Raw genomic sequence first — 13,106 nt, 5'->3', positions numbered from 1 at the left:
TTTACCCTCCAATAGCCTGCATTAATAATGCGCAAAAATAGGCTCCGTAAGTACCCAAAGCATATCCTAAAACAGCTAAAAGTACTCCTACAGGTGCTAATGAGGGATGAAAGGCTGCCGCAACAACTGGCGCAGATGCTGCACCACCTATATTTGCTTTACTACCTACAGCGACAAAAAAGAATGGTGCTTTAATTAATTTAGCCACAATTAATAAAATAATGACATGTAGGGACATCCAGATTAGCCCAATAAGAAAGTATTGTGGATACTCGACAACTGCTCCAACATCCATTTGCATTCCAATAGAAGCAACGAGGATATAAATAAATATACTTCCAAATTTACTTGCTCCTGACCCTTCTAATTTACGAGCCTGGGTGAATGAAAGTGCAAAGCCGATCGTAGTTGTTACTATAATTAACCAAAAGAAAGATGATCCTAAACTCATTTTACGGCTGGCATCCGGGAAGTTAGCCGTAAACCATGGGGCCAGATTATCTGCAACAAAATGACCGATAGCCACAGCCGTAAATGCTACAGACAGAATAATCATCATATCTCTGAAAGATGGAATTTTCGCTACAGAGAGACTAAAATCTTCCATCTTCTTTTTAAGATTATCTATTGCAGAAGTATCAGCTTTAAGCTTTTTATCCAGAATATGTGTCCTTGCTGCCCCGATAAGTAAAAATGCCATCCAGAGTTCAGCTACTAATACATCTACAGCTATCATAACAGAGTACAACCGCCCACTTGGCCTAAATACCTCGTACATTGCAGCCTGGTTGGCTCCGCCTCCTATCCACGAACCTGCTACAGTTGACATTCCTCTCCATAGAGAATCAAAAAACTCTTCTCCTATCAAGCCCGGGAATAAGGTATAAGCAAGCCATAAAGCAACCGGACCACCTATTATTATACTAATAGTTGCTGTAAAAAACATGATGAGGGCTTTAGGACCTAATTTAAGAACCTCTTTAAAGTCTATACTTAAAGTAAGCAAAACCAGTCCGGCAGGTAACATAAACCTTGATGCCACATAATAAACATTAGACAAAGAGGCATTTACAATCCCGAATAAACTGAGTAGTGAGGGGATGAAATAACATAATAATAGAGCCGGGACTACAGAATAAAATTTCTTAAAGAATGGAATTTTACTACCGGAAGTGTAAAATATCAACCCAAGAATAAACATTAACAATCCAAAAACAACAGCATCATTCTCAACAAGAGGTCTTTTTTTAATTAAGTAGAAAGACTTACTAATCTCTTCCTCCCCGGAAATTATCTGTACCTTAATTTTTTCATGTCTCGAACCACTTAATTTGAGGAATTTTTTATCCGGAATGGTTTCCAAACCATATGCTTCGATTATTAAACTGTCCTTTCCAACTTCCATATATTCATCTAAATGAATGTAGAACGGGCCTTCTTTAAGAAAATAAGCACTTTCGGGTCTTAACAGTTCTATCTCTACTCCATCGGAATAAGTATCCTCAAATGTGTAGTCAGATTTTTCCTGACTTATCCCAAAATATAAAGCCGAAAGAAAAAGTAATAGTGATAATAAGTTTCTCATGAATTAAGGTTCTTAAGTATGGTTCGTAATTCAGACAACATCATTGCTGTTGCTCCCCAGACAATATGCCCTCCAACGTCAAAATAAGGAGCGTGTAACCTGATGCCTCTTGCAGCCTGAATATTTGTTGTCTTTACAGTTTCCGGATCAATTAAACGCTTAACCGGAAACGGTATAATTTTTTCTACCTCACCTTCTTCCGGAACAAAGTCTGGTTTATAATCCAGATAACCAATAGAAGGTATGACTAAAAAGTTACTTGCGAATATAAAAAGCTCAGATAAATTACCCAAAATATTAATATCTGAAGAATTAACACCCATCTCCTCTTCAGTTTCCCTTTTTGCTGTTTCAATTAAATCTTTATCACCAGGCTCCATCTTACCCCCCGGAAGACTGATCTGCCCACCGTGAACTCCGGGATATTCAGGTCTTAGCATCAATGGTAGTGATATTGTACCATCATCTTCGGGATAAAACAAGACCATTACACCTCCCATTCTGGCATCACGACCGGGATTAAAGTATTTTTCGGCCAGATTTTCGTCAAATCTTGCCGACATTTCAAGTTGTGCAGATCTTCCCGGTAGTGGATTTTTTAATATCCTTTCCAGTTTATCTATAAAACTATTAAAATTTAACTCCTCCATAAATAAGGTTTAACCTAAGCATTTTATATTTGCTTTGATTTATAAACTTTAAAAATAGACAAAACCAGCTATTTTACTACAAGAATTTGTTTTGAGTAATTAATTGTATTAGATTTCGGTTATTTTATTGCATTTTTCAGATTGAAATCTGAGATACTTTTTCTAAGACGCCATTTTTTGTTGATATGTACAGGTATATTTTTCTACTAGCAATAGTAATCTTTATAGGAACAGGGCATACTATTAATGCTCAAAGCCCGGGTGAAATAATTCAGCCTTCTTCTGATGCAGGAATTGATGCGATCCTCGATCCAAATGGTGACGGGTGGATAACAAATTCAGGTTCCTCCTTTACCGGAGCAAATGAATATTCGGAATTCGAATTAAGTTTTATGGGTATCCCCGGACCCAACGAAATTAACGGTGACGCTGCTGAAGGAGGTGATTGTGGAAATTATGATCTCGTTACGGGTCAGAATCAAACAGGATTATACTATTATTACGTAAACCCCGACAGCACCCTGAATACAGCTGATGATGGTGTTATTTTTAGAACCAGAACTGGTGATTTAAATACTAATGATATTTCTGTTCATATTTTAATAGAATCGAATCCAGATCACAATGGTTTTGACAGGGAGGTTTCCATTTCTACTTACAGATTTTTTGGTTTTAGATTACAGTTGAAAAGTATCTTTAACCTGGAGACTGGCCAGGAAACAAATATTTATGAAAATGTATATCAGCACAGTTTAGCTAATCCAAATGCCGGAAGTTGTACAGTTCCTGTTTTTACGGATATGTATTTTACACTTTCAGAGATAGGGATATCTGCTGATCAGGATATTAAGATAACAACCGTAATTGCCAGGAACAGAAATAACTTTACAGGAGTTGCAAATGCATCCAGTAGTGTTTTTGATAAGGATATCTCGGATATTTATAATATTGACGACTCAGGGATTACCGATATAAATGCTGCTCTTGAGCAAAGTATTTCAACATTCCAGTATTTTACTTTAGCCGGAGAACCACCAGTAATAAATACCACTGATGCCAATGTTGATGAAAATGTACCTGCAGGAACTGAAGTTGTAACCGTCGATGCTACCGATCCTGACAGCGACAACCTTCTGTTTAAGATTATTGGAGGTAATATAGATAATGCCTTTACGATTGATAAAAATACCGGACTAATTACAGTAAATAATCCTGATGCAATTGATTACGAAACCAACCCATCTTTCGAAATAATAGTCGAAGTAAGGGACAGGAATGGTAATAAAGTTCAGGGAACAATTATAATTACTGTAAATAACGTTAACGAGCCCCCTTCAATATCAGGTACAGATCAGGATGTTGAAGAAAATACCGATTCGGGTTTTTTACTTACAACCCTGGTTATTACAGATCCTGAAAACAATATAGAAACCGTTGAGATCACTGGTGGCAATATTAATAATGCTTTTGCAATTGACTTGAACGGAAATTTAACAGTCAACAATTCTTCAGCGCTTAATTTTGAAGAAACACCTGAATTTAATCTAGAAATAACCGTCACAGACCTAAGAGGATTAACCGCAACAATCATTATTAAAGTAACTGTTCTTGATATTAATGAAGCACCAACAACAGATAGTAAAACATTTGAGGTTGAAGAAAATGTACCGGTCAATACCTTAATAGCTACACTTACTGCCAATGATGAGGACGGAAATTTCAATAGATTTGAAATCATTGGAGGAGATGGTGCTCCATATTTTAACCTAAGTGCTGATGGAGAATTAACAGTTACAGATCCCTCTGGGTTAAATTTTGAAATAAATAGTGAGTTAACATTGATAATCAGAGCAGTTGATGACCTCGGTCTGGGAAGTGAAGCTCAGATAATAATTAAAATTATCGATATTCCCGAGGCCCCTCAAATAAGTGCTTCAAATACATCAATCGATGAAAATAGTCCTTCTGGATTGCAGGTGACTTCTGCTGAGATTTCAGATCCTGAGAATAACATTTCCGTTGTTGAAATTACTAACGGTAATATCGAAAATGCTTTTAGTATTGATCAAAATGGAAATATAACAGTTAACGACAGCGCTGCAATAAATTTTGAAATAAATCCAAAATTTGACCTGGAATTGACCGTTACTGACGATAGTGGACTATCTTCCTCTATTACAATTACTATCAATGTAAATGATATAAATGAGGCCCCATTAACTTCAGATGAAGTTTTCCAAATAGATGAAAATTCCCCTACGAATATGTTAGTAGCTGTTCTGGAAGCTTTTGATGAAGATGGAAACTTTGATAAGTTCGAAATCATAGACGGAAGTGGAGCGACATATTTTAATCTGAGCCAGGATGGTAGATTAACCGTGACCGACGCTTCTGTTCTGAATTATGAAGAAAATCAGGAATTCGTTTTAACAGTTAGGGTTGTCGATGACGGGGGCCTTAGTAGTGAAGCGCAGATTACAATCAACATAAACGATATTCCGGAACCACCGACTATTTCTGCAACAAACGAAACTATTGAGGAAAATAGCCCGGAAGGTACTGTAGTCACAACAGCTGATGTAACAGATCCTGAAAACAATGTTCTCAGGATATTTATAAGAAACCCTGACACTCCTTTTGGAATTAGAAATAATGGAGAAATATATATTGATGACGAATCTCTGTTAGACTATGAATCACAGCAATCCTGGACACTTGAATTAGGTGTAATCGACAATACTGATCTGGAAGCCTCAACAACGATTACTATTTCAATTTTAGATATAAACGAAGCCCCTACCGCAGATACATTATTTTATGAGGTACTAGGTGGTGAAATGATTGTAGATAATATAATTAAGTACGTTAACGACCCTGAAAATGATCCTGTAAACCTGGCTTCATCTGGATCTTATCAGACTGACTTTGGAAATATTCTTTATAATAACACTGGGTTTGAATATGAAGCTAATAATTGCTCAAGTGGTACAGACTATATTTCTTATTCTGCATGTGATAATGGTAGTCTTTGTGCGGAATCTGTATTAGCAATTACTGTTATTGTAATGGATAGCGATGAGGACGGAATACCTGATCATATTGAAATTGGAGATGAGGTGAACAATCCTTTAGATTCTGATAATGATGGGACACCTGATTATCTTTCAACGGATAGTGATGGTGACGATATACCGGATGCGGAAGAAGCTGGTAGTGACCCTTGTAATCCGGCAGATTTCAATAACAATGGTATACTTGATTACAGGGAAGAAGAAATAGTTATTAAACCTTTAAAACCAACTAAAGGATTTTCACCAAACGGTGATGGTAATAATGATTTCTGGACGATAGAAGGAATCGGCGAGTTTCCTCAAAACAGAGTAGAGATTTACAATCGATGGGGAAATTTGATCTATCAGGCTACTGGTTACGACAATTTCAATGTTCGTTGGGAAGGCCAAAATACAGAATTAAGCCTTGGAGGAGAGGGAGCTCCTGACGGAACATATTTTTATTTCTTATACATCGAAGGTTCTTCTAAGCCCTTACAAGGATTTTTAGTGTTAAAAAGGTAACAAATGAAACGGGTTTTAATAATATTCATTTTTTTAAATATCGCAGGCTGGAATATTCAGGCTCAACAAATGCCTATGTATTCACAATACATGTTTAACGGTTCGGCGATCAATCCTGCCTACGCTGGCAGCCAGGATGCTTTTTACGCTTCAATTTTATGGAGAGAACAATGGGTTGGTATGGAAGGAGCTCCTTCTACTCAAACCCTATCGATTCATAGTCCGTTAAAAAACCAAAAGATTGCAATCGGAGGTTTACTTTATCAGGATCAGATTGGAGTAACTACCAACAGAGCTATCATTCCTCAATTCACTTACCGAATTCCAAGTGACAAGGGAATTATGTCTTTTGGTTTGCAGGCAGGCGTCATAAATTATGATGCTGATTATTCTGAAATATCATCTACCGATCCTGCCTTTAGAAATGTGACTATCAATAGCTGGAAACCTACGTTTGGCTTTGGAATTTATTATTATACTGATAAGTTCTATCTGGGAGCATCTATGCCTCAAATGAATGAGATATATATCGATGATACAAATGATAGCTCTCAGGCAGTTTTAACTTCCCATGCTTTTATAACCGGAGGCTATGTATTTGATATAAATGCAGACTTCAAACTTAAGCCGCACTTACTTATTAAGTACGCCAATGGTTCGCCTTTAGGATTTGACATGAATGTCACTGGTATTTTCCGTGATGTATTATGGACCGGTGTATCTTACAGATACCAGGAGTCAATAACCGGATTGCTTAAGCTTCAGGTTTCTAGTGGTTTACAATTTGGTTATAGCTATGACTTTATGACAAACAAAGACTGGAGGTTATATAGTTCCGGAACGCATGAATTAATGCTAAGCTATAGATTTTCATTTGATAAAAACACTACGGTAACTCCAAAATATTTCTAATACCGGATGAACGACTTTAAATATTTAATTATACTATTTATATCGCTAAACTGTTTTTTTTCAACAGAAGTAGCAGCACAAGGTTCTATATTCACTAACCTTAAAAATCCTGTTGATATTGCTCAGAACTATTATGATGATAAAAAATTCGAACAGGCTATACCTTATTTTCACCAGGCGATTGACGAAAATAAGAATGTACCTGACCTGATCAAACTTCAGCTAGGTGAATGTTATTATCGAAGCAACAAACCTTCGAAAGCGGCCAAATGGCTCGGAGAGGGATTAAAATCCGGAGGATTAGATCAACCTCGTTTCTTTCTTTATTACGCAGAGGTTTTAAGTAGTCAGGGTAAGTACACTGAAGCAGGCACATTTTATACCCTATACAGAAAAAACACTAATGAGGTTAGCAGGCCAAAGAATAAACTTGAAGGAATTTATCAGTTAAACACTTTTTTCGAAGACACTGCTTATTTAAGTGTCGAAGAGATTTTCGTTTCTGAAAATTCAAATATATTTTCTCCATATATTTACAATGATCAATTATATGGTGTAAGTAATAAAACAGGACACCCTGCATTTAAAGGAAGTGTATCTGATTATGACCTTTTTAAATTCGATTTTTTCAATAATGAAACAATCAAAACCGAACTTCCTTCACCAATTAACTCAAATAGTCACGAAGGGCCCCTTACGTTTTTTGACGATGGTAAAAAAATAATATTTACACGTACTGTAACTACAAAGGTAAAACCTCAGGGAGTTCTTCAATTGTTTTACTCCGAACTTATACATGAGAAGAAAAACAAATGGTCTAATCCTGAGCCACTTTCGTTTAACAATGACAGTTATTCATGTGGTCACCCCGCAATATCTGAAGATGGCAAGACTTTAATATTTGCCAGTGATAAGCCAGGAGGAGAAGGTGGAATGGATCTTTACATCACCTTTGATAGAAATGGTGAATGGAGTGTGCCAGTTAACATGGGAGATGAGGTTAATACAGAGGGACATGAACTCTTCCCATTACTGGATGATCAGACACTTTATTTCTCTGGAAATGGCCATGGAGGTTTAGGAGGTATGGATATTTATAGATCCATCGTTCACAATACTCAGGTAGTTAAAGTTGAAAACATGGGTGCGCCGATCAATAGCCCGAATGATGACTTTGGAATTAGTTTTAAAGAGGGACAAAGATCGGGTTATTTTTCATCTAATCGTCCTACCAAAAGTGGCAATTCAGACAAAGTATTCAGATTTCATAAAAGTCTTGTTCCATCGCCTCACCTAAGCGGAATTATTATGGATTTTGATAATAACTTAAAAGTCAGAGGTGCTGAAATCCTATTAATGAATGAGTCTGGTGAGATATTAGAGCAATTCTTTGGTGGGCGTAATGCTCAATTCCGTTTCGAACTGGAAAGAAACAGAAACTACAAATTGATGGCTCGAAGAAAAGGATTTGCTTCAGAAGAAACTGTTGTAAACACTTCAGATTTGTTTGTTGATAATCAATTGATAAAATTACCACTTGTACTGGAATCATTATTATTACAAGGTGTAATCAGAGATAAGGAAAACTCGGGATTTATAGAAGGTGCTAAGGTTATATTAGTTGATGAGACCAACGGACATTTCTATGAATATACAACCGGTGATGATGGTATGTATGACTTTATCATGGAGGAAGGTTCTGATTACTCTCTATTTGTTACTAAAGAGGGCTTTTTTGAGAAAACTCTCGATATTGAATCATTTGGTCTAAATTACGGATTGATTTCTTATACAGTGGACATGAACCCAGTCATATCAGGTGAAAAACTGCTTTTCGATGATATTATGTTTGATGAAGGGTCTGCAACCTTAACTGAAGATGCAAAAACTGAACTAAACAATATTGCTAAAGTGCTAAATGCTCAGAAATTTTATAAAATTAAATTTTATGTGCATACTGATAGCCGTGGCGATGCTGTAGAGAATATGAAATTAACGCAAAAAAGGGCAAGAGGAATTAAAAACTACCTTGTGCTTAAAGATATAGATCAAGACAGAATCCAGGCTTTTGGCCTTGGAGAATCTGAACCTATTAATAAATGCGTTGATGGTGTTGACTGTACCGAACCTGAATACATGATGAACATCAGGGTTGAAGCAGAATTAACCTACTAATAAGAAAATTTATCAGAAACTAAAAAAGCCGGCTTAAACCGGCTTTTTTTAGTTTGTATCTTTCTAACTCTATTCTTCTCTGTATGTGATTTCCGGAATTTGCTTGTCGATCATCCAACGACCCTGCGTTTCCTCTCCTATCACATCAAATAATTCCAGGCATCTTCTTGCAACATACTCTTCCTCACGCTGTTCCTCAAGGAACCACTGTAAGAAATTAATTGTACTGTGGTCTTTCTCCTTGTAGCATATATCCACAAGGTTGTTAATAGACTTTGATACTGCTATTTCATTTTCCAGTGCAACCTCAAATATTTCTTTGAAGCTTCCATAATCCTGTCTGATTTCTGTGATTTTTGGAGAAACAGCATGTCCACCAACATCATTCACATACTTAAAAATTTTAAGCATATGAGCTCTTTCTTCATCAGATTGTTTATAGAAATATTCTGCACTATTTTCAAATCCATTGACCTCGCACCAGGATGCCATAGCAAGATAATGAGAACTTGAGGCAGCCTCGATTCTTATTTGTTCGTTCAGCTGACTTTCAACTTTTTCAGTCAGTGATGTATTCAATCTTATTAAATCTTTCATGTGTTATAAGATTTTATTTATACTTTAATAACTGTAAATGTAAAAAGAAGTTGCTGAAAAACAGCAGTAAAAAACCAATTCAGAATAAGTCTAAATCAGTGATTCTTTAAAATAAAGCAGGATTCAGAGCATCCCGAAGAATTGAATTAAGTGATAACATTACCATTGCCCCATCGAAAAGATCTCTGATCTGAACCATTTCAATGCATGTTAAAACGAAAATTTCATCTTTCTCCGGTACTATCAAAATTTCAACTGGATTTGAATTTTGAAGTAGCATTGCCTCAAGATTAAAATTTTTCACCTTATTCTTGAGTCTAAGAAACTGTTGAGGTGACAGGAACACCGATTTATCATGAATTGTCAATTCAAAAGCATAATTCTCATCATTTTGAGAAATGCTTCCCAGGCAATTTTTATAAACAAGATGTGTTCCCTGATTTTTCATTGAAACAAAAATAGCGCTTGTTTAGAATAAGTCCAAATAAATCCTAAACTAAAAGTGCCACCCATATTACATTCGGGTGGCACTTATTACTAACAGGTTGGATGAATTAATTCACCGGGTAAATACATTAATTAAATTGGGCTGTTTCTGTGGATCCTTCCATAGCGTTAGTAGAAGACAAACCACTGGTAACAACATTCTGAACTGCATCAAAGTAACCAGTTCCAACAAAGGCCTGATGTTTCACGGCTCTAAAGCCATAATTTTGCAAGGCGAACTCTCTTTCCTGCAGAGCTGAATATCCTGCCATTCCTTTTTCTCTGTAAGCACTTGCTAACTCAAACATAGAAGTATTCAGAGCGTGGAATCCAGCAAGGGTGATAAACTGAAATTTGTATCCCATTTCAGCTAACTTCTCCCTGAAAGTCTCCATTTCCATTTCAGTAAGATGAGCAGCCCAGTTGAAAGATGGCGAACAGTTATATGCTAATAGTTTTCCTGGATATTTTTCATGAATTGCTTCTGCAAAAGCTCTGGCCTGTCCAAGATCCGGATTACTTGTCTCCATCCATAACAGGTCAGCGTATGGTGCATATGATAAAGCACGATCTATACCCTGTTCTATCCCATTACGAACATTATAAAATCCTTCAGGAGACCTGCCTTCCTCCTTTTTGATAAACTTATGATCTCTGTCATCAATATCTGAAGTAATTAGAGTTGCAGCATCTGCATCTGTACGAGCAATAATAAGTGTAGGAGTCCCCATTACATCGGCAGCAAGCCTGGCAGCTATTAGTTTATTTACAGCTTCTTGTGTTGGAACCAGGACTTTACCACCCAGATGACCGCATTTTTTTGCTGAAGATAACTGATCTTCAAAGTGAACACCTGATGCACCATTCTCGATCATTCCTTTCATTAATTCATAGGCATTTAAGTTACCTCCAAATCCGGCTTCAGCATCTGCTACGATTGGAACCTTGTAATCAGTATCACCTGTTCCATTAACACTCTGAATCTGATCTGCTCGCTGCAACGCATTATTTATCCTTTTTACAACCATCGGTACTGAGTTTGCAGGATAAAGAGATTGGTCAGGATACATTTCACCTGCAATATTAGCATCTGCAGCAACCTGCCATCCACTCAGGTAGATAGCGTTTAAACCTGCTTCTACTTCCTGTACAGCCTGGTTACCGGTTAAAGCACCAAGTCCAGCGACAAACTCTTCAGTATTTAATTTTGCCCAAAGCTTTTCAGCTCCTTGTTTGGCAACTGTATATTCAATATTGAAATTACCTCTTAACTTTATAACCTCTTCAGCCGTATATGGTCTTTTAATGCCATTCCATCTCGGGTTAGTTTTCCAATCATTTTGTAATTTCTGTATTTGTTCTTTCTTATTCATGATAGTATATGTTTTGGTGTTCAATTAATCTAAATATTCGTATGCCAGAAGTGTCAGGAAAGGAAGAAACTCCTGGCTTTTTATAAGTTTATCAAAGACTCTCACAGCTTTATTCAAATTGCCAGTTGCTACTCGTTCATCACCCAGCATTTCTTCGATCGACTTGCGTTCCTCGTTTAAGAAATGCTCATATATTTGAAAATCTATCGGGTTGCCATTGGCGAACTTTAAGCCCCCTGAATGGAGCCATTGCCAGATCTGTGCCCGACTTATTTCAGCAGTCGCTGCATCTTCCATCAGGTTATAAAGTGCTGCAGCCCCTACTCCATTCAGCCAGCTTTCGATGTATAAAATCGCTACGTTTATATTATTTCTGAATCCAGCCTCAGTTATCTTTCCACCTTCGACTTCGATTTGTAACAGATTATCAGCCTTGAATTCTACTTGTTCTCTAAGGTCATCTTTCTGGTTTACCTTGCCTTCTGATAAAACATTATTGAATTCTTCCATAGCTACTGGTACAAGTAAAGGGTGAGCTACCCAGGTACCGTCATAACCAATTGAAGCTTCTCTCTTTTTGTCTTGCTTTACTTTTTTGAAAGCCTGCTTATTGACATCCTCATTTTTGGAAGGAATAAATGCTGACATTCCTCCAATAGCGTGGGCACCTCTTTTATGACATGCCTTTACTAATTGCTCAGCATATGCTGCCATAAATGGTGTAGTCATTGTCACCTGGCTACGATCAGGCATTATGAAATCAGGATTAATCTTGAATTTTTTGATAATACTAAAAATGTAGTCCCACCTTCCGGCATTTAACCCGGCCATATGTTCTTTTAACACATAGATTATCTCTTCCATTTCAAAAGCAGCAGAAATTGTTTCGATCAACACTGTCACTTTTATGGACCCTTGAGGAATTTCCAGGTAATTCTGTGCCATTACAAAAACATCATTCCATAGTTTGGCTTCAAGATGGCTTTCTAGTTTAGGCAAATAAAAATACGGCCCACTTCCTCGGTTTAATAACTCTTTTGCATTGTGAAAGAAATAGATTCCAAAATCAAAAAGAGATGCAGATACTTCTTCACCATCAACTTTAATGTGCTTTTCAGTCAGATGCCAACCTCTTGGACGGACCTTTAAAACTGCTGGTTCCTCTTTTAATTTATATTCTTTACCATTAGCTGCTGTAAAATCAACCTGCCTCCTATTTGCATCATATAAGTTGACCTGACCATTTATGCAATTTTCCCATGTAGGAGAATTAGCATCTTCAAAATCAGCCATAAAGACCTTAGCTCCACTGTTCAGGGCATTGATTACCATTTTCCTGTCGACCGGACCAGTAATCTCAGTTCTTCTGTCCTGAAGATCTTCAGGGATTGGAGCTACTTTCCAGTCAGAATTCCTGATGTTTTCAGTTTCCGGAAGAAATGATAACATTTTCCCATTATCAATTGATTCCTGAACCTGTTTTCTTTTTTCCAATAATTCCTTTCTTCGATTATTGAATTTTCTGTGTAAGGCTGCTACAAATTCTAATGCGTCCTCAGTTAAGAGTTCTTTTCCCTTGTCTAAACTGGGAGCAACTATTTGCAGACCCTCGATCTTTTCCAGTTGGTCAATCATAATATTTTTTGGTTTGCGTTTATGACTGTTACAAATGTAGACGAGCGAACAATAAATAAAAAGCGAATTTTCGCTATTGAAATATTTACGCCATTTTGTTATATTACGCGAAAATGAT

The 13,106-nt window shown here is 36.8% G+C and carries 9 protein-coding genes; 3 read left to right on the top strand and 6 right to left on the bottom strand.

Annotated elements, in window-relative coordinates; genetic code table 11:
• Position 1: 1 nt before the first annotated feature.
• Together DCC35_RS08635 and DCC35_RS08630 are read right to left on the bottom strand one after the other, a co-directional pair.
• Positions 2-1,585 carry a DUF819 family protein gene (locus DCC35_RS08635; protein WP_317129005.1) on the bottom strand — a complete coding sequence of 528 codons (1,584 nt, stop codon included), beginning with the start codon at positions 1,583-1,585 and terminating at the stop codon, positions 2-4.
• On the bottom strand, positions 1,582-2,235 hold the full coding sequence (locus tag DCC35_RS08630) for an NUDIX hydrolase (RefSeq protein WP_137090402.1): 654 nt from the start codon (positions 2,233-2,235) through the stop codon (positions 1,582-1,584). Before DCC35_RS08630 ends, DCC35_RS08635 begins: the two co-directional genes overlap by 4 nt.
• A 185-nt stretch (positions 2,236-2,420) precedes the next feature.
• Here DCC35_RS08630 and DCC35_RS08625 point away from each other — a divergent pair, with 185 nt between their 5' ends.
• From DCC35_RS08625 to DCC35_RS08615, 3 genes are read left to right on the top strand one after another with little or no spacing between them, the layout of a single operon-like run.
• Positions 2,421-5,810, top strand: coding sequence for a cadherin domain-containing protein (locus DCC35_RS08625; protein ID WP_137090401.1), 3,390 nt, complete (start codon positions 2,421-2,423; stop codon positions 5,808-5,810).
• A 3-nt stretch (positions 5,811-5,813) separates the two neighbouring features.
• Positions 5,814-6,722 carry a PorP/SprF family type IX secretion system membrane protein gene (locus tag DCC35_RS08620; protein ID WP_137090400.1) on the top strand — a complete coding sequence of 303 codons (909 nt, stop codon included), beginning with the start codon at positions 5,814-5,816 and terminating at the stop codon, positions 6,720-6,722.
• Positions 6,723-6,728: 6 nt separating this feature from the next.
• On the top strand, positions 6,729-8,897 hold the full coding sequence (locus DCC35_RS08615) for an OmpA family protein (RefSeq protein WP_137090399.1): 2,169 nt from the start codon (positions 6,729-6,731) through the stop codon (positions 8,895-8,897).
• Between the two features lie 69 nt (positions 8,898-8,966).
• On the opposite strand, the gene DCC35_RS08610 is transcribed toward DCC35_RS08615, so the two are convergent.
• The 4 genes from DCC35_RS08610 to aceB all read right to left on the bottom strand — a co-directional run bounded on the left by DCC35_RS08610 (position 8,967) and on the right by aceB (position 12,988).
• Entirely contained in the window at positions 8,967-9,494 is a 528-nt protein-coding gene (locus tag DCC35_RS08610; protein ID WP_137090398.1) for a ferritin, read from the bottom strand.
• Positions 9,495-9,600: 106 nt separating this feature from the next.
• Complete coding sequence (locus DCC35_RS08605; RefSeq protein WP_137090397.1) at positions 9,601-9,942, bottom strand: hypothetical protein; 342 nt, start codon at positions 9,940-9,942, stop codon at positions 9,601-9,603.
• A 127-nt stretch (positions 9,943-10,069) separates the two neighbouring features.
• The gene (aceA, locus tag DCC35_RS08600) at positions 10,070-11,353 is read right to left on the bottom strand and encodes an isocitrate lyase (RefSeq protein ID WP_175402768.1); all 1,284 of its coding nucleotides are present in this window, start codon (positions 11,351-11,353) and stop codon (positions 10,070-10,072) included.
• Between the two features lie 24 nt (positions 11,354-11,377).
• Positions 11,378-12,988, bottom strand: coding sequence for a malate synthase A (aceB, locus tag DCC35_RS08595; protein ID WP_175402767.1), 1,611 nt, complete (start codon positions 12,986-12,988; stop codon positions 11,378-11,380).
• Positions 12,989-13,106: the final 118 nt, after the last annotated feature.

The sequence above is a fragment of the Mangrovivirga cuniculi genome (genome assembly GCF_005166025.1).
GTDB classification, from domain to species: Bacteria; Bacteroidota; Bacteroidia; order Cytophagales; family Cyclobacteriaceae; genus Mangrovivirga; species Mangrovivirga cuniculi.
Note: the sequence above shows the minus strand (reverse complement) of the source record. Positions and strands in the feature narration are given on the sequence as shown.